21 protein-coding genes and 1 pseudogene are annotated in these 20,911 nt (G+C 62.5%); 15 read left to right on the top strand and 7 right to left on the bottom strand.

Annotation, left to right across the window (positions count from 1 at the left end):
• The first annotated feature begins 118 nt into the window (after positions 1-118).
• From IVA80_RS31785 to IVA80_RS31725, 13 genes and pseudogenes are all read left to right on the top strand, one after another.
• Positions 119-562 carry a hydrogenase accessory protein gene (locus IVA80_RS31785; protein WP_247438846.1) on the top strand — a complete coding sequence of 148 codons (444 nt, stop codon included), beginning with the start codon at positions 119-121 and terminating at the stop codon, positions 560-562.
• Positions 559-1,422 (top strand): hydrogenase expression/formation protein, encoded by an 864-nt coding sequence (locus tag IVA80_RS31780; protein WP_247438844.1) that lies wholly within the window; start codon positions 559-561, stop codon positions 1,420-1,422. The genes IVA80_RS31785 and IVA80_RS31780 overlap by 4 nt, the downstream gene beginning before the upstream one ends.
• Positions 1,419-1,628: a rubredoxin gene (locus IVA80_RS31775; RefSeq protein ID WP_247438842.1), complete on the top strand. Its 210-nt coding sequence runs from the start codon at positions 1,419-1,421 to the stop codon at positions 1,626-1,628. The genes IVA80_RS31780 and IVA80_RS31775 overlap by 4 nt, the downstream gene beginning before the upstream one ends.
• Positions 1,625-2,140 (top strand): [NiFe]-hydrogenase assembly chaperone HybE, encoded by a 516-nt coding sequence (gene hybE / locus IVA80_RS31770; RefSeq protein ID WP_247438840.1) that lies wholly within the window; start codon positions 1,625-1,627, stop codon positions 2,138-2,140. Before IVA80_RS31775 ends, hybE begins: the two co-directional genes overlap by 4 nt.
• The gene (locus tag IVA80_RS31765) at positions 2,137-3,231 is read left to right on the top strand and encodes a nickel-dependent hydrogenase large subunit (protein ID WP_247438838.1); all 1,095 of its coding nucleotides are present in this window, start codon (positions 2,137-2,139) and stop codon (positions 3,229-3,231) included. Before hybE ends, IVA80_RS31765 begins: the two co-directional genes overlap by 4 nt.
• Positions 3,224-3,565, top strand: a complete 342-nt coding sequence (gene hypA, locus IVA80_RS31760; protein WP_247438836.1) for a hydrogenase maturation nickel metallochaperone HypA — start codon at positions 3,224-3,226, stop codon at positions 3,563-3,565. The genes IVA80_RS31765 and hypA overlap by 8 nt, the downstream gene beginning before the upstream one ends.
• Positions 3,565-4,455, top strand: a complete 891-nt coding sequence (gene hypB, locus IVA80_RS31755; protein ID WP_247438834.1) for a hydrogenase nickel incorporation protein HypB — start codon at positions 3,565-3,567, stop codon at positions 4,453-4,455. Before hypA ends, hypB begins: the two co-directional genes overlap by 1 nt.
• Positions 4,452-6,707: a carbamoyltransferase HypF gene (gene hypF, locus IVA80_RS31750; protein ID WP_247438832.1), complete on the top strand. Its 2,256-nt coding sequence runs from the start codon at positions 4,452-4,454 to the stop codon at positions 6,705-6,707. Before hypB ends, hypF begins: the two co-directional genes overlap by 4 nt.
• Positions 6,707-6,943, top strand: a complete 237-nt coding sequence (locus IVA80_RS31745; RefSeq protein WP_247438829.1) for a HypC/HybG/HupF family hydrogenase formation chaperone — start codon at positions 6,707-6,709, stop codon at positions 6,941-6,943. The genes hypF and IVA80_RS31745 overlap by 1 nt, the downstream gene beginning before the upstream one ends.
• Positions 6,940-8,082 carry a hydrogenase formation protein HypD gene (gene hypD, locus IVA80_RS31740; protein WP_247438828.1) on the top strand — a complete coding sequence of 381 codons (1,143 nt, stop codon included), beginning with the start codon at positions 6,940-6,942 and terminating at the stop codon, positions 8,080-8,082. The genes IVA80_RS31745 and hypD overlap by 4 nt, the downstream gene beginning before the upstream one ends.
• Positions 8,079-9,119: a hydrogenase expression/formation protein HypE gene (gene hypE / locus IVA80_RS31735; RefSeq protein WP_247438827.1), complete on the top strand. Its 1,041-nt coding sequence runs from the start codon at positions 8,079-8,081 to the stop codon at positions 9,117-9,119. Before hypD ends, hypE begins: the two co-directional genes overlap by 4 nt.
• Before the next feature lie 8 nt (positions 9,120-9,127).
• A complete protein-coding gene (locus tag IVA80_RS31730) occupies positions 9,128-10,828 on the top strand; it encodes a hydrogenase maturation protein (protein ID WP_247438826.1) in 1,701 nt (566 codons plus the stop codon).
• 2 nt (positions 10,829-10,830) lie between these two features.
• Positions 10,831-11,320: pseudogene (locus tag IVA80_RS31725) on the top strand (response regulator); the annotation flags it as partial.
• 846 nt (positions 11,321-12,166) lie between these two features.
• On the opposite strand, the gene IVA80_RS31720 reads toward IVA80_RS31725, so the two are convergent.
• The 7 genes from IVA80_RS31720 to IVA80_RS31690 all read right to left on the bottom strand — a co-directional run bounded on the left by IVA80_RS31720 (position 12,167) and on the right by IVA80_RS31690 (position 16,020).
• Complete coding sequence (locus tag IVA80_RS31720; RefSeq protein ID WP_247438825.1) at positions 12,167-12,388, bottom strand: hypothetical protein; 222 nt, start codon at positions 12,386-12,388, stop codon at positions 12,167-12,169.
• Positions 12,381-12,647, bottom strand: coding sequence for a DUF5659 domain-containing protein (locus IVA80_RS31715; protein ID WP_247438824.1), 267 nt, complete (start codon positions 12,645-12,647; stop codon positions 12,381-12,383). Before IVA80_RS31715 ends, IVA80_RS31720 begins: the two co-directional genes overlap by 8 nt.
• Positions 12,648-12,673: 26 nt before the next feature.
• Positions 12,674-12,931: a hypothetical protein gene (locus IVA80_RS31710; protein ID WP_247438823.1), complete on the bottom strand. Its 258-nt coding sequence runs from the start codon at positions 12,929-12,931 to the stop codon at positions 12,674-12,676.
• 51 nt (positions 12,932-12,982) lie between these two features.
• Positions 12,983-13,444 (bottom strand): hypothetical protein, encoded by a 462-nt coding sequence (locus IVA80_RS31705; protein ID WP_247438822.1) that lies wholly within the window; start codon positions 13,442-13,444, stop codon positions 12,983-12,985.
• Positions 13,445-13,488: 44 nt separating this feature from the next.
• Positions 13,489-13,836 carry a helix-turn-helix transcriptional regulator gene (locus tag IVA80_RS31700; RefSeq protein WP_247438821.1) on the bottom strand — a complete coding sequence of 116 codons (348 nt, stop codon included), beginning with the start codon at positions 13,834-13,836 and terminating at the stop codon, positions 13,489-13,491.
• A gap of 171 nt (positions 13,837-14,007) precedes the next feature.
• Positions 14,008-14,664, bottom strand: coding sequence for a hypothetical protein (locus tag IVA80_RS31695; RefSeq protein ID WP_247438819.1), 657 nt, complete (start codon positions 14,662-14,664; stop codon positions 14,008-14,010).
• Positions 14,665-15,237: 573 nt separating this feature from the next.
• Positions 15,238-16,020 carry an enoyl-CoA hydratase-related protein gene (locus tag IVA80_RS31690; protein WP_247438817.1) on the bottom strand — a complete coding sequence of 261 codons (783 nt, stop codon included), beginning with the start codon at positions 16,018-16,020 and terminating at the stop codon, positions 15,238-15,240.
• Positions 16,021-16,704: 684 nt separating this feature from the next.
• Here IVA80_RS31690 and IVA80_RS31685 point away from each other — a divergent pair.
• Entirely contained in the window at positions 16,705-18,030 is a 1,326-nt protein-coding gene (locus IVA80_RS31685; RefSeq protein ID WP_247438815.1) for an MFS transporter, read from the top strand.
• 210 nt (positions 18,031-18,240) lie between these two features.
• Positions 18,241-20,877 (top strand): CehA/McbA family metallohydrolase, encoded by a 2,637-nt coding sequence (locus IVA80_RS31680; RefSeq protein WP_247438813.1) that lies wholly within the window; start codon positions 18,241-18,243, stop codon positions 20,875-20,877.
• Positions 20,878-20,911: the final 34 nt, after the last annotated feature.

The raw sequence follows: 20,911 nt of genomic DNA, 5'->3' as shown, positions 1-20,911 counted from the left end.
TCGTGGAAATATATGATTCAAATCAACTAGATAAATTAGGAAAGGTGATAACCGTCCTTGGCACGTACCTTGCTGATCCTCTTCCCAGCAGAATCATAAGCTTGTCAGGGGAGGTCTGATGAAATTACAGCAGGGAAGGCAGGATCTGGCGCGGCGTGGCTTGCCCGAGGTGGATGCTACGACGGTCGATCGTTTTCTGAATACGACCGACGAGGCCCGCGCCATCGCCGTGTTGCTGTCGGCGGGAGACCCCGCGCGTTTTCCGGAGGCGATCGACGTCGCGGTCGTGCTGCCGGAGCTGATCGAGGCATTCAAGGGTCGGTTGCGTGCCGCGGTGATCGCCCGCGGTGCCGAGAGCGAACTCGGCCAGCGTTTTGGCGTGCGCGTGCAGCCGACGCTGATCTTCGTCGCCAAGGGCGAGACACTCGGGCTGATCGCGAAGATCCAGGACTGGTCGATCTATGTCGACCGCATCACCAAGCTGGTCGACCGTCCGCGCGGCACGAGCGCCGTTGTCGTGACAACCATCGTTCCCCAGCACCGCCAAGGTGCCGAACTATGAACGCGGGTTTCTGGACTGCGCCCGAGGGCGCGGAGCAGCCGATCAACGTGTTTCCGATCGGCGATGAGAGCCTGAACGCGACGAGCGGCAGCCTGACCGCGGCCGGTGCCTTGGCCAAGCTTGCCACGCTCGACAGTGCGGAACTCGCCAGGATCTGCCCGAACGCCATCGAGCTGTTGTCGAAGGTGGCCGCAGCGATCGCGAGCCAGAAAGCCGACATGCCGACGCAACTGTTCCGGCTTGGCAATCTCAACGATCTCGAGCGCAAGCTGATTGCCGATGTGATGGGCGAGGGCGAAGTGGCCGCCGTCGTTGCGCTGCCCGATGGATCGTTGGCGAAGATCCAGGAATCTGTGCTGGCCGGGATCTGGCGCGTGCGGCTCGAGAGCGACGCCAATCACGAATATCTCGAGGTCGGGCCGATCCCGGAGATCGTGAAGCGCGCCGCTGCCGATCTCACGGCTGCGGATTTCGAGATCGGGCAGGCCCCCGAAGGTGCCATGAACGTGCTGCCGGTGCTTGCGGAAATCCGCGAGCGGGCGCTCGCATGGCGGCCGGGCATCCGCTCGCAGATCATCAATTTCACGCTGCTGCCGATGAGCTCGGTCGACATGAGTTTTCTCCAGGACACGATCAAGAACGGGCCGATCCAACTGGTTTCTCGCGGCTATGGTACCTGCCGGGTGCTCTCCACGGGCATCCGCAATGTCTGGTCGGTGCAGTTCTTCAACGCCATGGACACCATCATCCTCGATACGCTGGAGGTCGGCGGCGTGCCGACGGTGGCGATTGCGGCTGACGAGGACTTCGAGGACTCGGCTGAGCGGCTTCAGGAGATCATCGAGGCCTATTTCAAATGAGCAGGTTCGAGAATTTTGGCGTGCGCCAGGACGTCGCCGATGTCACGCGGCTGGAATGCGGCATCTGCTGGACGGTCTATGATCCCACCGATGGCGATGGGGTGGCACAGATCGCGCACGGCACTCCGTTCGCGGCGTTGCCGGAAGACTGGCGCTGCCCGAACTGCGACTCTCCAAAATCCAAGTTCATGGCGATCGAGTCATGACGGCTGACACGCAAATTCCTGCCAGCGACGCCGACGCCGAAGCGTGGGGCGAGCTCTTGGCAAGAAGCTATCGGGAGATCGGCGAGCGCGCGATGCGCGATCTGCCGATCTACAACGACGCGCTCGGCGTCGAAGCGGTCGGTTTCCGCTGGTTCAACGGCACGACCATCGGCATCATGGTCACGCCCTGGTTCATGAACGTGGTGATGCCGGCGAGCGCGATCGCGCGGGATACGTCGGGCCCGAGCCTGCGAATCCGCTTCCCTGCGGGCGATATCGAATTCACTCTCAGCGAGGTCGGACAAACGGGCCTGATCGCGAGCTGCTCGCTGTTCTCGCCGATGTTCCAGTTCGCGGACATGGTCGCCGCGCGGGCGACGGCCGAAGCGACCCTCGCCGAGCTGATGCTGCCGGCCGACAGCGAGGAGGCGGTCCGTCGTCGCGAGCCCGCAACAAGCCCGATCGATCGGCGTAACCTCCTGCGCAGTGTTCTGACGGAGCGGTGCGGATGAGCCTGGCCTTCCGCAACGAGATCGACATCACGGTGTGGCTCGCCGGCGGCACGATCGCCGACGTCGCGATCCGGCCGCGCAGCCGGCCGCCGTTGACGCGCTTGTTCGCGGGAAAGCCGGCCTCGTCACTGCCGTCGGTGCTGCCGCGTCTGTTCTCCCTGTGCTCGATGGCGCATCAGGTAGCTTTCCTGTCCGCGGTCGAGGCGGCGCGGGGCGAGGATGCCAGTCTCGAGATCGAGCACGGTCGCGTCGTCGCTGTCGTCGCCGAACGCCTGACGGAATTGTTACGCGGCCTGTTCGTTGGCCGTCTCACGCTTGACGGCGCCGGCGCCGCAGCCGTTCGTGCCATGATGGAGGCCACGGCCGTTCTGGGTGGCAGCATCGCCGAGCGCGGGGAGGCGGTCTCGCGCCGCGAGGCGGTGGCGAAGATCAGGGCATCGCTCGCCGCGCTCGGGATCGCGAGCGAGGAGCAAACGCCCGGGGCCGGCAGCGCGCTGGCGGTACATCTTGCGAATTTCGATGGCGATGCCTTGCTGCCCCCGGTGGTCGAACAGTCATTCCTGTCGGCAGCCGACGATCTCGAAATCGTCATGCGGCTGCTTGCCGATGGCGCGATATTCTCCGATGCGCCTGATCTCCATGGCCGGATTCCGGAGACCGGCGTCTGGGCGCGGCGGGTTGGGCGTGAGCCGATCCTGCCGCCGGGCGCGGGGCCCGCCGAGCGTCTGAAGGCGCGGATCGCGGAAGTGGCGCGGCTCTGCGCCTTCCTCGAGGCGGACGATGGGACAGTCGAGGACGGTGTCATCCAGAGCCACCGGCTGGGGACCGGCAGAGGCGCGGGTGCCGTCGAATGCGCGCGGGGCCGGCTCTATCATGCCGTCGAGCTCGACGATGAAGACCGCATCGTCCGCTTCGAATTCTTGGCGCCGACGGAGTGGAATTTCCATGCCCGCGGGCCGTTGGTTCGCAGCCTCGAGGGCTCCGTTCTCGCCGGGGGCCGGCAGGGGCTGGATGCGGTCCGCACGCTCGTCGGCTCGTTCGATCCGTGCGTCGGCTTCAGCCTCAGCTTCCGCGAGATCGGCCATGCATGAGATGGCGCTGTGCGAGGGAATCATCGAGATTATCCAGGAGGAGTCGCGCAAGCGCGCCTTCGCTAGGGTGAACGTCGTGTGCCTGGAGATCGGTGCGCTCAGCCATGTTGCGCCTGAGGCGATGAAGTTCTGCTTCGAGGCCGTCGCCGCGCGCACCATTGCACAAGGAGCAAGGCTCGAGATCGTCGAGACGCCGGGAGCGGCCTGGTGCATGGCCTGCTCCAAAGGCGTCGAGATCAAGCAGCGCTGTGAGCCGTGTCCGTCCTGCGGCAGCTATCAATTGCAGGTGACCGGCGGCGAAGAGATGCGCGTGAGGGAACTGGAGGTCGACTGATGTGCACGGTATGCGGTTGCAGCGATGCCAAAGCGTCCATCGAACACACCCATGATCATTCCCATGATCATTCCCATGGGCACGATCATTCGCATCATCATGGGCACAGCCACGATCATCACCATCATCATGATCACGCGCCCGGCGATGGCGGGCTGGTCGATTGCAGCGCCAACCCGGCAGGCCAGCAGATCGCCGGCATGAGCAGCGACCGCATCATCCAGGTCGAGCGCGACATTCTCGGCAAGAACAATCGGCTTGCCGCCGACAATCGCGCGCGCTTCCGCACCGATGACGTGCTCGTCTTCAATCTGGTCTCGAGCCCCGGCGCCGGAAAAACCTCGCTTCTGGTTCGCGCCGTGTCCGAGCTGAAGGACAGCTTTCCGATTGGCGTGATCGAAGGCGATCAACAGACCTCCAACGATGCCGAACGGATCCGCTCGACCGGCGTGCCGGCGATCCAGGTCAATACCGGCAAGGGCTGCCATCTCGATGCCGCCATGGTCGGCGAAGCCTATGACCGCTTGCCCTGGCTTAACGGCGGCATCCTCTTCATCGAGAACGTCGGTAATCTCGTCTGTCCCGCGGCGTTCGATCTCGGCGAGGCCTGCAAGATCGTGGTGTTCTCGACCACGGAAGGCGAGGACAAGCCGCTGAAATATCCGGACATGTTCGCAGCCTCCTCTCTGATGCTGATCAACAAGATCGATCTTGCGCCCGTACTCGACTTCGATCTTGCAAGGACGATCGAATATGCGCGCCGGGTCAGTCCGAAGATCGAGGTTTTGACGGTGTCGGCGTGCACCGGTGAGGGTTTTGCGGCATTCTATGCCTGGATTCGCAAGCGGGTTGCACACATGAAGCCGACCGAGATGGCCGTGTCGGGATGAGCATGAGCGGCGAGGCCATGGCGCGAGACCGAAGACGGCTGCGCCTGCATGTGCGCGGCGCCGTGCAGGGCGTGGGCTTTCGTCCGTACGTCTACGGCCTCGCCGCGCGCTATCGGCTCGGCGGCTTCGTTGCCAATGATCCCGATGGCGTGGTGATCGAGGTCGAGGGCGACCGCGCCGCCGATTTTGTCGATGCGCTGGCGCTGGAAAAACCGCCACTGGCTCGGATAGACGAGATTTCCGTGCAACCGGTCGGCATCACCGAAAGCGACGAGTTCCACATCCGCGCCAGTGAGCAGGGCAAGGTCTCGACCCGGATCGCCGCCGATGCTGCGACCTGTCCGCAGTGTCTGACCGAGCTGTTTGATCCGGCGAGCCGCTTCCATCTCTATCCTTTCGTCAACTGCACCCATTGCGGCCCGCGCTACACCATCGCCGAGCGGCTGCCCTATGACCGCCGTACCACCGCGATGAGGCGCTTCGCGATGTGCACGGCCTGCGCAGCAGACTATGCCGATCCGGCAAGCCGTCGCTTCCACGCCGAAGCAATTGCCTGCCCGCGATGTGGGCCAAGGATCAGTCATGGTACCAAGCAGATCGCCACTGCGATCGCCGACGGAAGGATCGTCGCGATCAAGGGGCTCGGCGGATATCAATTGCTGTGCAATGCCCGTGAAGATGCGGCCGTGTGGCGTCTGCGGCATCGGAAGCATCGCAACCAGAAGCCGTTCGCCGTGATGGTCGGCTCGACGGATGTGGTCGGCGAGATCGCTGAAATCGATGCGGTCGGGCTCGCGCTGCTGGAATCCTCGCCGCGGCCCATCGTGCTGATGAGATCCCGCGATATGCTCGCGCCCGCGATTGCGCCGGAGCTGTCGCGGATCGGCGTCATGCTGCCCGTCACGCCGCTGCATCATCTGGTGCTGAAGGCGCTCAATTCGGCGCATCCGCGAGCGGACGGCGCAAGTTGGGCGATCGTGGCAACCAGCGCCAATCCTGGCGGCGAGCCGCTGGTGATCGTCAATGACGAGGCCAAACGGCGGCTTGCCGGCATCGCCGACCTGATCGTCACGCATGACCGCGATATCGTCACCCGCGCGGACGACTCTGTCGTGTCGGTGGTCGCGGGGCGGGCGCAGTTCATCCGCCGCGCCCGCGGCTATATTCCCGAGCCGATTAGGCTCGCGAAGTCGGTCCCGTCGGTGCTTGCGGTCGGCGGCGCGCTGAAGTCGACGGTCACCGTCATCCGCGGCAACGAAGCCTTCGTCTCCCAGCACATCGGCGATCTCGACACCGCGGAAGGCATTCGCTTTTTCGAGGAGACGGTGGATCACCTGCTCTCGACGCTGGAAATCGAGCCGGTCGTCATCGCCCACGACCTGCATCCGAACATGGCCTCGACCCGTTTCGCCGAAGCCAGCGGGAGGCGGCTGATCGCGGTCCAGCATCACCATGCCCATGCGGCATCCGTGATGGCGGAACATGGCGTCGCAGGGCCAGCGTTGGCGCTGGTACTCGACGGCTTCGGCTATGGCAGCGACGGTGGCAATTGGGGCGGCGAGTTGCTCTCGTGCGATGGTGCACGCTTCCGGCGGCTCGGACATCTGGCGCCGATGAAGATGCCGGGTGGCGATCGCGCGACGCGCGAGCCGTGGCGCATGGCCGCGAGCGTGCTGCACGCCTTGCGGCGCGGCGACGCGATTGCGAAGCGCTTTGCGATGCAGCCGCAGGCTGCGCGTCTCTGCGCTATGCTCGACCAGCCCGGCGTGGCGACGACGACCAGCGCCGGCCGGCTGTTTGACGCGGCGGCGGGGCTGCTTGGTCTCTGTCCGGTGCAGAGTTACGAGGGCGAAGCCGCAATGAAGCTGGAAGCGCGTGTCCGCACACCGCGCCTCGCCGAGGACGGCTGGACGATCGAGAATGGCGTGCTGTCTCTTTTCCCCTTGCTCGAGCGCCTTGCGGTCGATCCGATCGATGGGGCCGAGCTCTTCCATGGCACCTTCGCCGCCGCCTGCATCGACTGGATCGCGCGCGTGGCACTGGAGACCAGCGTCACTACCGTCATCCTGAGCGGTGGCTGCTTCCTCAACGCGATCCTCGCAGACGAGATCGGGCGCGGCTGCGTCGCCGCCGGGCTCTCGCCGTTGCTGCCTCGCCAGGTGCCGTCCAATGACGGCGGCCTCAGCCTCGGGCAGGCCTGGGTCGCCGCGCTCCAACTCCTCGAACAGCAAGGCCCGGAAGGAAACGCCTGATGTGTCTCGCGATACCTGCCGAGGTCACAAAGCTCCTGCCCGACGACATGGCCGTCGTCTCGATCGATGGCGTCCGCAAGGAGATCTCGGTGGCGCTGATCGAAAACCTCGCCGTCGGCGACTACGTGATCATCCATGTGGGCTACGCCCTGACCAAGATCGATGCGGAGGAGGCGCAGCGGACGCTGGAGCTGTTGCGTGAAATCGGCGCCGAAAGCCGGGAGGCCGCGCAATGAAATATGCCGACGAGTTTCGCGACAAGGAGATCGCGCTGGGATTGGCGAAGGCGATTCGCTCGGAGGCAGATCCGGAAAAATCCTATCGTTTCATGGAATTTTGCGGCGGCCACACGCATGCAATCTCCCGCTACGGGCTGGAGGACATGCTGCCGAAGAACGTGCGGATGATCCACGGCCCCGGCTGCCCTGTCTGCGTCTTGCCAGCGGGACGCATCGACATGGCGATCCGGCTCGCCGAGCGGCCGGACGTGATCCTTTGCGTCTACGGCGACCTGATGCGGGTGCCGGGCTCGCAGGGTGCTTCGCTGCTGAAGGCGAAGGCGCGCGGCGCCGACGTCCGTATGGTTTATTCCACGATTGATGCAATCCGTGTTGCGGAAGAAATTCCCGGCCGCGCGGTCGTGTTCTTCGCCATCGGCTTCGAGACCACGACGCCGCCGACCGCCGTGATGATCCGGCTCGCCGAGAAGAAGCAGCTCAAGAACTTCAGCGTGTTCTGCAATCATGTGCTGACGCCGCCGGCGATGCAGAACATCCTGGAAAGCCCCGATATCCGCAATATCGGCCGCGTCGAGATCGACGGCTTCGTCGGGCCGGCCCATGTCTCGATCATCATCGGCACCGAGCCTTACGAGTTCTTTGCCGAAGAATTCGGCAAGCCGGTGGTGATCGCGGGCTTCGAGCCGCTCGACATGATGCAGGCGATCCTGATGCTGGTGCGGCAGGTCAACGAGCACCGACATGAGGTGGAGAACCAGTATAGCCGCGCAGTAACCCGTGACGGCAATCTGCGTGCCAAGGAGGAGGTCTCCGACGTTTTCGAGCTGCGCGACCAGTTCGAGTGGCGCGGTCTCGGCCTAGTGCCTTATAGCGGGCTCAAGCTGAAGCGGGCCTACGCCAAATACGACGCCGAGGTCCGCTTCGACATGAACGAGCTTCGCGTTGCCGACAATCCGGCCTGCGAATGCGGCGCCATCCTGCGCGGCGTGAAGAAGCCGGTTGACTGCAAGCTGTTCGGCACGATGTGCACGCCGGAGACGCCGATGGGGTCCTGCATGGTCTCGTCCGAGGGTGCATGTGCGGCACACTGGACCTACGGCCGCTTCCGCGATCATCAGCAACGGCGGGCGTCATGAAAGCCCATCAGCGCAAGCTCGACATAAGGAACGGCTGCGTCGACCTGTCCCACGGATCCGGTGGCCGCGCGATGTCGCAACTGATCTCGGGCCTGTTCCACGAGGCCTTCGGCAATGAATGGCTGGCGTGCGGCAACGACCAGTCTGCGTTCGATGTCGGCGCCGGGCGCATGGTGATGACGACCGACGGCTATGTGGTCTCGCCGCTGTTCTTTCCAGGCGGCAATATCGGCTCGCTCGCCGTGCATGGCACTGTCAACGACATCGCCATGGCCGGCGCGCGGCCCCTCTATCTCTCGGCGAGCTTCATCATCGAGGAAGGTTTTCGTTTCTCCGACCTGAAGATGATTGCGGATTCCATGGGCGAGGCCGCGCGAGCCGCGGGCGTCTACATCATCACCGGTGACACGAAGGTCGTCGAACGCGGCAAGGCGGACGGCCTGTTCATCTCGACAGCCGGGATCGGTGTCGTGCCTGCCGGGCTCGACCTCTCTGCCGGGAATGCCCGCGTCGGCGATCGTGTCCTGATTTCTGGAACGCTCGGGGACCATGGCGTCGCCATCATGTCCAAACGCCAGAACCTCGCTTTTGAGACCGAGATCGTCTCGGATTCCGCGTCGTTGCATGAGTTCGTGGCGAGCATGCTGGCGGCCGGCGGCAAGGGCATCCGTCTGATGCGCGATCCCACCCGCGGTGGGCTCGCCGCGACGCTGAACGAGATCGCCCAGCAGTCCGGCCTCGGCTTCCGACTTCAGGAGGCGTCGATCCCCGTGAAGCCCGGTGTTGCTGCGGCCTGCGAACTGCTCGGGCTCGATCCGCTCTACGTCGCCAACGAGGGCAAGCTAGCAGCGATCGTGGCGCCCGAGGTTGCAGCAGCCGTGCTTGCGGCGATGCGGGTGCATCCGCTCGGCCGTGATGCCGCCGAGATCGGCGAGGCCGTGGCAGACGACCACCATTTCGTGCAGATGGCGACGAGCTTTGGCGGCGGAAGGATCGTCGACTGGCTGTCGGGCGAACAATTACCTCGGATCTGTTGAGGCTCAGGATGCGCATTCTGCTTTTGTCGCATTCCTTTAACAACCTGACGCAGCGGCTGCATGTCGAACTCTGCGAGCGTAGCCATGAGGTCTCGGTCGAGCTCGATATCCATCCCGACGTGACCCGCGAAAGTGTTGCGCTGTATCGGCCCGACCTCATTATCGCGCCGTTCTTGAAACGGGCGATCCCGGACGATGTCTGGCGTGGCGTGCGTTGCCTCCTCGTGCACCCCGGCCCGCCCGGTGACCGCGGTCCTGCGGCTCTCGACTGGGCCATTCTCGAGGGCGTCGCGGAGTGGGGTGTCACGGTGCTGCAGGCGGATGGCGAGTTCGACGCCGGTCCGATCTGGGTCCATCGCACGTTCCCGATGCGGCGTGCCGCGAAGTCCAGCATCTACCGCAACGAGGTCACCTCCTACGCGGTGGAGGCGGTGCTCGAGGCCATTGCCGCGATCGAGGCCGGGCACGAGGCGCCCGCGCCAATGGCGAGCGACGATCCGCGCATTCGCGTGCGAGGGCCCTGCCGGCAAGCGGATCGCGCGATCGACTGGCAGCACGACACAACCGTCGAGGTGCTTCGCAAGATCGACAGCGCCGACGGCATGCCCGGCCTGACCGACAGTCTGTTCTGGCAGGACGTCCGGCTGTTCGATGCGCATGAGGCCCATGGCATCTCCGGCGTACCCGGCACCGTGGTGGCGCAGTGCGACGGTGCGCTGGCCCGGGCCACCGTCGACGGCGCGGTCTGGATCGGCCACGTCCGGAGTGTCGCGCCGAAGAGCTTGAAGCTTCCGGCGACGAAGATCTTCGCGTCGGAAGCCGCGCATCTGCCGCACAGGCCAGGATGCGGCTACGGTCCGATCGAATATCGCGAGCATTGCGAGGTTGGCGAACTGCAATTCAACTTCTACAACGGCGCCATGAGCTCCGACGACTGCAAGGCACTGCTCAGCGCCTATCGAACCGCGCTTGCGCGCGCAACCAAGGTGCTGCTGCTGACCGGCGGCCGTGATTATTGGTCGAACGGCATTCATCTTGCCGAGATCGAGGCCGCCGACAGCGCGGCGGATGAATCCTGGCGCAACATCAACGCGATCGACGATCTCGCGCGGGCCATCATCGAGACCATCGATCGGCTGGTGGTTTCCGTCGTTCGCGGCAATGCCGGCGCAGGCGGCGTGTTCCTCAGCCTCGCTGCCGACGAGGTCTGGGCCAGCGATCGGATCGTGCTCAATCCGCATTACAAAGGACATGGGCAATCTCTAGGTTCGGAACACTGGACCTATCTTCTGCCGTGGCGCGCGGGTGCCGCGAATGCGGCCATGATCACTCAATGCCGGCTGCCGATCGGCGTGGCTGAGGCCGGACGCCTCGGCATCGTCGATCGCGTGCTGACGGCCAGGGGCGCGGCAACGGACGATCTCGTGAAGCTCGCCGCCGCGCTTGCATCGGATCCCGACTATGCCGCGCGCCTTGTCGACAAGCAAAGGCGCCGCGCCGCCGCCGAAGCCGAGAAGCCGCTCGACGCGTACCGCAACGAGGAGCTGCGCCGCATGCGGCTCAACTTCTACGGCTTCGATCCAAGCTACCACGTGGCGCGTTACAATTTCATTCACAAGGTCCCGAAGTCGCGTACGCCGTTGACAATCGCTAATCACCGGTCGCGGCGTGAGCGCGCACGACCTACCTGCATGGCGGTGCGATCATGAGTATGCCAGGAAACGTCCAAGGAACCATTCTCCTCGTCGTCGACGAGATTCTCTCGCAGGAGGCTCTGCGGCGCGTCCTCGACCAGGATTCGAGGTATTGTGCGCCGGCAATGCGGCCGATGCGGAGAAGCTCCTGGAAGGCGAAATCGTCCACGCCATTGTCTGCAACCAGCGGATGCCGCACGAATCGGGCGTCAGCTTCCTGAAGCGCGTCCGCGACATATGGCCGGATCCGGTGCGGATGATCATCTCCGGCTATTCTGACTGCGAAGACATCATCGCCGGCCTCAACGAGGCCGGCATCTATCAATACATCACGAAGCCATGCAGCCGGACGGGTTGGTCGACATCGTCAAGAAAGCAGTTCAGCTCTACCGGCTTCAGAAGGAAACGGAAACGGCGGGGTCGACGTCAAGGCGAGGCCCGGGTACGTCAAGAAGGTCGTGTCGGTCCAGCGCGGCGCCGCAAAGCAGCTTTAATGGCGATCGGCTTGCCATCGGTGCCGCCCCGTAACCAGCGCCACCATTGACGGCCAGACGCCGCCCGAAGGATGCTTCAATCCGGTATGAAAGCGGATGGTCGATGGCTTGTGAATGATCCCACGCGACCGCAAACAGGTTTCAACGGGCGTTTTTTCCGCCGGTTGCGATGCCTGCCAGATGCCAAACGCGGCTTCAGTGCGTTTCAAGTTGTCAGGACCGGGTTCAGCAGGAGCCCGGCGATGAAACTTGCGCGAGTACCGACCTTCGTACGAGTACCGACCTTCATATCGGCTGTTGGTTTCCCATGCGCCATGTGCGCGAAGGGCGGCGATCACGTCGCGCTGATCGCATCCGGCGTGGCAGCGGACGAGCACCTTGCCGCTTGCAGTCGCAGATCGAGAGGCTCGGCTCGCGATCTTCGTGCGCCGGGCAACAGGCCATCCAAGCCCCGCCCGCTTTGCGCCCGCCGAGGATCTTAGCATGGTCTCAGCGGTCATAGCCCACCTCGCCCTCATTCGGCGTGTTAGGCGCGTTGTCGACATTCGAAGCGGCGAGCTTCTCGGCCTGCTACCATTCGGTGAGGACGCCGAAGAAGCCAATTGCATGATTTGCCGGGCGTCCTCGTCGGTTAGGCCGCGCCTGAGGCGCGATTGCCAAACTTGCCGGGTTCGGACGATCTGTTGCCCAATCTGATTATCGTTTGCAGCGTCGAGGCGTTTCATCGATGACCTCACGGTCGGCTTCTCGCCGTTCCGTGCTCCTGGCCTCCGGTCTCGGATTCCCACCGATGACGCTGGACCCAAAAGGAATTTGCATCTTGGGCGTCCCCATCGCAGGGATCGCCGATCATCGCGTTTCAACGCGATACTTCGTCCTCGAGAATCGTGAACTTATGGCTCTTGCCAGCGCGGATCACGAGCTGGCGCTTGACCGCCGTTGCCGATTCGCCGGCGATCGAATAGTGGAAGAAACCGTGCCTCAGCCCATCGACGAAGAGCCCTTCGAGGCGGTCGAGAGCTTCCCGAAGCTGCCCGCTCTTGGCGCGCTGGAACGGCGGTGCGGTATGGGGTTCAGCCATTGTGAAGCAATCCCTTCATGTCCTTGATAGTCGCTGCGAAGGCCAAGGGCCGAACGCTGGTCGTGTCGCTATAAAATGCCATCACGTTGTCACGCCGCGTGGCGCGATCCTGAAAGACGAAGACCTTGCGCCGCCCTTCGGCGCGAAGGTCGAGCAGTTCGTAGCCAGTGCAGCGCAGGAAGCAGGCAAGATGGAAGTCGCGTGTTTCGAACGAGTTTTCCCCCGTTCGGCTTTCCGACATCGCTTGTCCAGTTGACACTTGACGATCTCCTCAAAAAAAGGGCTTCACGAGCCATCGGAGAGCAGCCGCTGGATCGGGACCACGCGGTACAGAAGCCCGAGTTTTTCCAGCCGGATGCGCATGGCGATTGGCGAGACGAGGAATTTTTCGGCGAACGGTTTGGCGAAGCTTTCGAGGGCTTGATCGTCGCTTTCGGTGAATTCGGCGCCGCGGATGGGGCACTCGAACCGGGCGATCTCGGCGAAAGGGTGATCGATCGGCGTGGCGGGTTGCAACACACGTTGCTTGCGGTCGGGGAACATCTCGTCCCACGCGGCAAAAACTAGTTTGCGCGGCATCAGCAGGCAAGATGCTTAGAAATCTGCCTGCCACTCGACTCGCTCTTTGGGTTGGCTTGACTGGCAAATGACCGACGGTGCCGCTGGCCCGCCGAATAAGGCAGACTGCGCCGGGTCCTTGGCGAACAGATGACGATGCAGGCGCCAATGCCCGCCGCCCTCGTTGGCCAAAGTGAAACGATAGCGACCTTCCCTCGCCGGATACTCCTCCGGATCAAGGCTCTCGTCGATCACTATTCGCGCTTCCTCAAAGAACATCGCGCCGAGGATGTCGGGGTCGTCACCGGTACGCGGAACTCCGAAGAGGCCATGCGTGTCGTCGAACTCGATGGTGAGCTTCAGGTGCTTCTGGACGATGTCCTCGATCGGGATTGGCGACTGGATAATGACCCCGCGAGCTTGCGCATAGTCGGCAATCGATGCCGCAACATTGCGCTCGATCGCCTCATCGGCAAGGTAGGGTACGAACTTGGTCATGAAACCGAATCCTCATCTGCATCGTTGAACGCCGGTTTAAGCCTTCATTTCTCCTTGGCCCTCTGTGCTTGTCGGGCAAGTTTCGTCACCTCATCTGCGGTTAGGCCCTTGGTGGTCCGAAGCAGCGCCGCTAGTTCGACCGGATGCCGTTTTATAATGTCCGACAAGTCGGACGACACCCGGTCCGCTCGCGCCATCAGTTCGTCGGTATCGCGGTCAATGAATTTGGCAATAGCCTTCACCTTGTCCTCGGCCGGCGGTGGGAACTCGTCGCGCTCGACCTTCGAAAGGTAGGTGGGACTCACACCGATCATCTTCGCCATTTCCCGCAATCCTATTTCCTTCGCCTCACGTTCTCGGCGGACGAACTCACCGAACTTTTCTCCTGACATGCAATATCTCCTGTCGTCCTCTGTTTACATAACGCCTGACAAGCGATTCGTATGCCCATCAACGGATACCTAAACACTACTGCCGATCCTTAGCGCAGAGGACCCGAACTTTTGCACGGATGCGAAGTGCCGCAATGTTCGCTACGCCGCCGCTCCGGGGCCTGACGGCCTCTAAGGTCGGGTCGCGGGATCAACTTGCCAGATAGCGCAAACCGCTATCGCCGAACAGGCAAGCATAGTCAGATAGAGCCCAGTATCGCTGACTGGTGCGCAGGATCCGAAGCTCAACGGTGTGCGGTCCAACAGTTCGTAAAACACGAAACCCAAGAGCGCGATCGCGGCGAAGATCCAGAGGTTTGGCTCGAGGAACCAATTGCAACACGTTCTCCAAATATTTCTTGGCCTGATGAGAACGAGGTCGACGACAACTCCCTTCACTAGTCCTCCTCCGCAGCCGGACAACATGCAGGAAGGAATGGCGAACGCCGCGACAAGCGCAAGGAAAGCGAAGTGGTTCCCTGGCGAGGCGTTTCCAATCGCAAGTGGGAGAGCGCTGGTAAATTTCAGCGCCGCCTCGATCCCGTAGGCAGCAAAGAATGCTGTTGCGATATAATCGATAAAGCGCGTTGCTTCATTTAGCTGAGTCTGGCGCGCCGCCAAATCGCCGATGCGAATTTTCAAGGTTGCCACAGCCGACAGGATCGCGCCGATACCGATCCCGGTCGTCACAGCGCCGTAACCGCCATATTGGCCCGGCCAGAGGATGGTAAGTGCCGGTTTATAGCAGCTTCTGAGGGGCGTTCCGTAGGACGCAAAGACGTAGCCCACGAAGATCTCAAGGCCCCGCCTGAGCGAGCCACCGCCTGCCGCTAGACCGACGTTGACGCCCTTCCATCCAACACCTCCTGGCTCCCTGACCCTACTGTAGGTGTCCATCTGACATGGCGCCCCGCTGGCCCAGTGAAAGCCAGCCGTGCTGGCGAGTTTCGGTCATGTCCAAGCCCCGACTTCCTCCAGAACATGCCGAAAATCAGGCTGCGGCGCGAGACACATGGTTCTATAGGGGTTCAAGAACGGCAGCCAACCTAAGATTCCCCAGCGGGATCAAGCCACTTTCCGTCGATCGCAGAATCTAGCCTAGCTCAATCCGCACCTTTGGACCACTTCGACAGAGGGGGCTTTGACCTTTGCGCAGGAAGACCCGAGCGTACCGGCCGAGATAGTCCCCGACAAGCGCCACTGCAAGTTCAATATACATTGGTGCTCGAAGGGTGGGCACGACAGAATTCTAGCTCGCAGCGTCGGCCTGGTCGATCCGAAGGAGTGCTTAATCGGGTACATCGTGGGTCAGTACCGGCACATGTGGAGCGCCGGCAGCAGCGAAGGCTGGGATCGCGACGGCTAATTTCCACGATAGTTTGGCGATCGCTTCTCAAAGAACGCGTTCATTCCTTCCTGCTGGTCAGCAGTGTTGAATGCGCATCGAATTGCCTGGCGCTCGAATTCGAGCCCGGCGTCCAGGGTGGTCTGAAAGGCGGCGAGAACGGCCACCTTGGCGAGCTCAGTCGAACGCGGCGGCTTTTGGGCGATCAGTTCGGCGATCTCGAGCGCTCGCGCCTGTGCCTGGCCGCTTTCGACGACTTCAGCGACAAGGCCGGCCTGCATCGCCGCACGGGCAGAAATGGATTGGCCAGTCAGTATCATCAGCATGGCCAGAGATTTGCCTGCCACGCGCGTCAGACGCTGGGTTGCGCCATCGCCTGGCAAGATCCCGATGTTGATTTCAGGCTGTGCAAACCGCGCTCCTTCGCCTGCTATGGCGATGTCGGCGAGCAAGGCCAATTCGTGACCGCCACCGAAGCAAATTCCCTCAACCGCGGCGATAAGAGGCTTTGGAAAATTGGCGATGTCCCGCCACGCAGAACGTCGCGCGGGATTGTCGATTGCGTCAAACCCGCGCTGCTGCATCTCTTTAATATCGGCTCCGGCAGAGAAGAAGGCTTCGTGCCCGCAAAGGACGACGCAACGAACATCCTCATTGAGCGCAGCATGCCGCAAGCTCGCGCCAAGCTGTGCGATCAGGTCGTTGCTTAAGGCGTTTCGTTTCGACGTCCTGTTCAGCGTCACAACGTGCACATGGGCCCTGGGAGAGCTCGAGAGGATGAGATCGGGCTTGTCGGTCATTGAGGGTGTCTCCTGAATGAAGTCAGAAAGGCAGCCAATATACTGAAATCGTTTTCTACGCAAAACATGCTTTTTTATAATCAATCCGACTGACCAGGCTTCGAGCAGCTTCTGCCCGTTCAAGAAAAAAATTGCTGGTCAGCACTGAGAGAAGGTTTAGCGGCAGCATTTTCAGCGCTTGACTCCGGAATCCAGAGCGTCTACGTTCATGAAATCGATTTCAACGGCCGAAAATGATGTTTCTTAGCCCGATGACGGCGTTGTAGCGCGGCGCCGTCCAACAAGAACGACAGCTTCTTCACGAGTGCGCTTTGGCAACAGGAGGGATGGAAACCATGGGAACGGGACACGGACTCGCGCGCGTTTTGTACGCAGCGCGTTCGGTGGCGTCTGCTCTTGGGCGGCTGCACAGATCGGAATCGCCGCTCGCGATCTCTTGTGTGACCAAGGCCATGCAAGAGCCGGTCGTGCGGCCGCACGACTTGCGAAATCGCGAACCAAGACGGCCTTATCGGCGGCATGCCGCGTACCCCTTGGCGCCTGCGCCTTCACCGCTACGAGCCGGCCCGCTGAAGTCGCATGTATCTTAGATAGCGCCGCACTCCGCGCGTAGAGCCAGCGAGCGGCTGCTCGTCCTTGCTTGACCGCAGCATCATTAACGCCATTGACTGAGCCTGAGGACACATGAACATTATTGCTCAACCCAGTGCCGTATCTGTTCAGCTTGATAATCAAATTGCGAACAGACGGATGACCGTCGGCCTCGGAGGGGGCGTAGCGCTGGAGTGGTACGACTGGAACGTCTACGGCGTGATGGCGGCGTTTCTCTCGCCGCACTTCTTCCCTTCCGATGATCCCACGACCTCGCTGCTTGCGGGGCTAGCCGTGTACGGGGCAGGCTTCTGCGCGCGGCCACTGGGAGCGGCTTTGCTTGGCCCAGTCGCAGATCGCATCAGCCACAAGCGAGTGATGATGATCTCGGTGACGGCGATGGCGGTTTGCTCGCTGCTGATCTCGCTATTGCCGACCTACCGGGACATTGGTGTCACGGCGGCTGTGGCGCTGCTTATCATGCGCCTTATTCAGGGGCTTGCTACCGGAGCCGAGGCGGGTGTCGCCAATGCAATCGCGATTGAACTGGCGCCGCCCGGAAAGGAGGGGCGTTATCTGGGGCTGATCGGTGGCACTTTCATCCAGCTAGGCAACCTCGGATCCAGCCTGGTTGCGTTTCTGGTGAGCGCGTCGGTTGCGCCCGAAGCGATGCGCGAGTGGGCCTGGCGCGTACCCTTTGCGGTCGGCGGGGGGCTGGGCCTACTGATCATTTATCTGCGCACGTCGGTACCGGAGACCTTGATCCATCGGGTTATGCATCGCCAGGATGAGTCGTCGCGGATTCAGGAAACCACCGGCGGTGTGTGGAAGACGCTCTGGAGCTTGCGGCTATCCCTGCTTGCGGTCATCCTGGTGATCGGATCGGTGCAGATCGCCAACTATGCCTGGAACACCGGTCTGCCCAATATGGCGAACACGGTGTTCAAGGAGAATAGCACCTCTGTATACGGAATTATGACGCTGATGGTCTTGATCTGGATGTTGGCCGCCCCCCTTGTTGGCGCCTTCGCTGACAAGGTGCGCCCCTCGCGTGCGTTCACGCTGCTGCGCCTACTGCTCATCCCATGCTTTTTCCTGACGCTGCTTTATTCGGAGAAGGGCATCTCCACGTTCTTCCTTGTCACGGTGTTCGGCGGAGCCATCGTGGGGTTCAACATGGCGCTCTATAACTTCATCGCCACCACCCTGATGCCGCGCGCCGTGCGCACCACGGGCGTAGCTCTCGGTTACGCGCTCGGCGTCTCATTGTTTGGCGGGACCTCACCGTATCTTCTTGTGTGGTTGCAACGCGAGCACATGGCCTGGATGTTTCCTGTCTACGGATCGTTGATCGCGCTCTTGAGCGTGGTGGTCTACCACTTCGCCAAGAGGCGTGGCCGCGTCTACATCGGTGACTGAACGCCTTCTGCCTGCCGCTTGCGTCACCTAGCAGAGGCAAAGCCTTCCTTATCAGACGCAAAGCATGTCGACCGGCGAGTATCTCTTGATGCTGGGCAAGAGCATGGGATTGGGACGAGCGCCTTCGCCAGCAGCGGGACACGTGAGCAGCCCTTCATCGCTTCCAGGGCCGCTTATGGACGACGACGTCCATGAACGGGAGTCCATCGAATGAAAACGCCATCATCGCCGCACTTCGCGCCCGTCGACTTGCAGCGGTATTTCAACGCCAGTCACCTGGAACTCGATGAGGGGTTCGGCAGCCGCCCAGGCGACACCGGCTGGATCGATTCGCTTCGAGGGCCGCAGACGTATCGAGGCATCCCGTTTCTATTCGGCGCCAAAGCCGGAGCGGATGTGCTGGCCTTGCGCCCCGGGGGGCTTCCTGCGGTGATCGCGCTGCCGCCCACATTGGCCAGCTACGTGCTCTTTGTGCAAGTGGTCGCGGACCGCCCACCCGTAAGCCCTCAAGGCTTCGGGGAGATCGGGCCGGCGACGCTGCCTGTGGAAGGCAATTCGCTCGGCGATCGGGTGTCGACATACGTGCTCCGATACGTCGACAGCAGCGAGGCCGACGTGCCGGTGCTACGGCGATTCGCGGTCCAGCAGAACCATATCTCCTGGAGCGCGAGCCCGTTCGCGGCGCTGCCGTTACGGGGACCCATCGTGCACGCAAGCACGGGCGAAAACTTCGCACTGGGCAGAACGGCGGGCGCGAGCTTCTTCCATGGCGAGACCCGCACCGAATCGGGGCGCATGGATCGACAAGGGGAGAACGTGTGGCTTTATGCGCTCCAAAATCCATATCCGGAGAAGGAGCTCACCGCGCTAAGCCTGCGAGCGGAGCAAGAAGTTTTTCTTGTCTTTGCGGTGACCACGACAAGGCTCACCCAGCATCCCCTGCGCCTCCAGGCTCGTCGCAAGCTGAAGATGCGGCTACCGCCCGGAGTGCATCTGAATAAGCTTGGCGAGCTCGACGTCGATCATCGGGGCGAACAGATCGGCATGGATCTCGGCACGGTGATCTCCGCCCGCGCGGTGCTTGACTACGCGAAATCGGACTGGCTCGGTGACAAGTACGACGTGCAGCCCGCGCGTTCCGAGGACGAGGTCATCGTCGAGTACTCCGCCCATCCCGACGCAAGGCTGTACCTACGCTCCGACGACGGCCGCTTGCACCTTGCCGATCTTCGGTCGCTGGAAGCTGCCGGGAACGCAGGAGACACCTCGCTGGAGGCGGTGCCCATCGCGCCGGCCACAAGGCTCGTCAAAATCCGCATCGTAGAGAAGGGCAACGGCGTGCGTGTCGCCGCGCGCCTGCATGTGCATGGCGCCGATGGGGAGTATCTGCCGCCCAAGGGGCACCACCGCAAGGTCAATACCGGAAGATTCGAAGACTTCGCCGGGGAGTTTACGAACGGGCTGAACCAGTACGCCTATGTGGATGGCAGCTGCGAGGCGGACTTGCCGATCGGGCCCGTGTTCGTGGAGATCAGCAGGGGCTTCGAGGTGCGGCCCCTGCGCCGTATCGTCCAAGTCACCGCGACCACGGAGGAACTCACCTTCGAGCTGGACAGGGTGCTGCGCTGGCGCGAACAGGGCTGGGTCAGCTCCGATACTCATGTCCATTTCCTGAGCCCGCACACAGCCCTGCTGGAGGGCAAGGCGGAGGGGGTCAACGTCGTCAACCTGCTCGCGGCACAATGGGGCGAGTTGTTCACCAACGTGGCCGATTTCGACGGGCGCACGACGCTCGGGGCAAAGGACTTCGGCGGGGACGGAGAGTTCCTTGTTCGCGTCGGCACAGAGAACCGTATGCAAGTCCTAGGGCACATATCGCTTCTCGGCTACGAAGGGGAGATTATCAACCCCCTGTCTTGCGGCGGACCCAACGAAGCTGCGATCGGCGATCCTCTGGAAGCGACCATGGCCGATTGGGCGGAGCGCTGCCGTCAGCAAGGGGGGCTTGTCGTGATGCCGCATGCTCCCAACCCGCAAGCCGAGCGGGCGGCGGACATCGTGCTCGGCCTGGTCGATGCCATTGAAATGATGTCGTTCAACCCGCGGACTGCGCAGATCAGCGCATTTGGTCTGGCTGACTGGTACCGTTACCTCAACATCGGCTACCATCTGCCACTGGTCGCCGGCTCCGACAAGATGGACGCTGCCGCGCTCCTCGGAGGCTCGCGGACCTATGTGCAGCTAGGTGCGCGCGATTTCACGTATCGCAACTGGATGGATGCCGTACGCAGCGGAGATACGTTCATCACAGTCGGGCCGCTCGTTGACGTGACAGTGGAGGGACGTCGCCCCGGGAGCGCGATCGCGCTTCCCCCTTCAGGTGGCACCATCACAATCGACTGGCGGATCGAATCGGTCAGCGTCGCGCCGACACGGGTGGAGGTTATCCGCAATGGCATCGTCATGGATGAAGTTCGATGTGGCGAGTTGTCGTGCAACGGCCAGCTCGCGTTGCGCATCACCGAGTCATGTTGGATCGCAATACGCGTTCGAGGCAGTGTGGCGGGGCGCGAGGCCGACATCGCGGCCCACACCAGTGCGGTGTATGTCAAAGTCGGCGACAAACCGGTCTTTGCCACTGCGGACGCAGTGTCGATCCTTGCACAAATCGAGGGATCGATCGCCTATATGGATACGCTCGCTCCCAGGACTGACGAAGCGCGGCACTCGCGGCTGCGAGCTGCCTTGGAGCTTGCACATCATCGTCTGCATCATAAGCTGCACGAACTCGGCGCCATTCACCACCATGCGCCTGTTCACTCCGTTCACACCGAGCGCGAGCATTGAGAAGGGGAAAACGTCGTGTGAGTTGCTCTCCTTT

This window comes from Bradyrhizobium sp. 139 (assembly GCF_023074175.1).
Taxonomy (GTDB): Bacteria; Pseudomonadota; Alphaproteobacteria; order Rhizobiales; family Xanthobacteraceae; genus Bradyrhizobium.
This window is presented reverse-complemented; position numbering and strand designations above follow the sequence as displayed.

What these genes read in the sequence shown, in the direction of transcription:
- hypB (WP_247438834.1), top strand. Translation starts at nt 3,565, where the DNA reads ATGTGCACGGTATGCGGTTGCAGCGATGCCAAAGCGTCCATCGAACAC.
- IVA80_RS31705 (WP_247438822.1), bottom strand. Translation starts at nt 13,444, where the DNA reads ATGACCAAGTTCGTACCCTACCTTGCCGATGAGGCGATCGAGCGCAAT.
- IVA80_RS31685 (WP_247438815.1), top strand. Translation starts at nt 16,705, where the DNA reads ATGAACATTATTGCTCAACCCAGTGCCGTATCTGTTCAGCTTGATAAT.
- hypE (WP_247438827.1), top strand. Translation starts at nt 8,079, where the DNA reads ATGAAAGCCCATCAGCGCAAGCTCGACATAAGGAACGGCTGCGTCGAC.
- IVA80_RS31730 (WP_247438826.1), top strand. Translation starts at nt 9,128, where the DNA reads ATGCGCATTCTGCTTTTGTCGCATTCCTTTAACAACCTGACGCAGCGG.
- IVA80_RS31785 (WP_247438846.1), top strand. Translation starts at nt 119, where the DNA reads ATGAAATTACAGCAGGGAAGGCAGGATCTGGCGCGGCGTGGCTTGCCC.
- IVA80_RS31780 (WP_247438844.1), top strand. Translation starts at nt 559, where the DNA reads ATGAACGCGGGTTTCTGGACTGCGCCCGAGGGCGCGGAGCAGCCGATC.
- hybE (WP_247438840.1), top strand. Translation starts at nt 1,625, where the DNA reads ATGACGGCTGACACGCAAATTCCTGCCAGCGACGCCGACGCCGAAGCG.
- IVA80_RS31775 (WP_247438842.1), top strand. Translation starts at nt 1,419, where the DNA reads ATGAGCAGGTTCGAGAATTTTGGCGTGCGCCAGGACGTCGCCGATGTC.
- IVA80_RS31720 (WP_247438825.1), bottom strand. Translation starts at nt 12,388, where the DNA reads ATGGCTGAACCCCATACCGCACCGCCGTTCCAGCGCGCCAAGAGCGGG.
- hypF (WP_247438832.1), top strand. Translation starts at nt 4,452, where the DNA reads ATGAGCATGAGCGGCGAGGCCATGGCGCGAGACCGAAGACGGCTGCGC.
- IVA80_RS31745 (WP_247438829.1), top strand. Translation starts at nt 6,707, where the DNA reads ATGTGTCTCGCGATACCTGCCGAGGTCACAAAGCTCCTGCCCGACGAC.
- IVA80_RS31690 (WP_247438817.1), bottom strand. Translation starts at nt 16,020, where the DNA reads ATGACCGACAAGCCCGATCTCATCCTCTCGAGCTCTCCCAGGGCCCAT.
- hypD (WP_247438828.1), top strand. Translation starts at nt 6,940, where the DNA reads ATGAAATATGCCGACGAGTTTCGCGACAAGGAGATCGCGCTGGGATTG.
- IVA80_RS31765 (WP_247438838.1), top strand. Translation starts at nt 2,137, where the DNA reads ATGAGCCTGGCCTTCCGCAACGAGATCGACATCACGGTGTGGCTCGCC.
- hypA (WP_247438836.1), top strand. Translation starts at nt 3,224, where the DNA reads ATGCATGAGATGGCGCTGTGCGAGGGAATCATCGAGATTATCCAGGAG.
- IVA80_RS31700 (WP_247438821.1), bottom strand. Translation starts at nt 13,836, where the DNA reads ATGTCAGGAGAAAAGTTCGGTGAGTTCGTCCGCCGAGAACGTGAGGCG.
- IVA80_RS31710 (WP_247438823.1), bottom strand. Translation starts at nt 12,931, where the DNA reads ATGTTCCCCGACCGCAAGCAACGTGTGTTGCAACCCGCCACGCCGATC.
- IVA80_RS31680 (WP_247438813.1), top strand. Translation starts at nt 18,241, where the DNA reads ATGAAAACGCCATCATCGCCGCACTTCGCGCCCGTCGACTTGCAGCGG.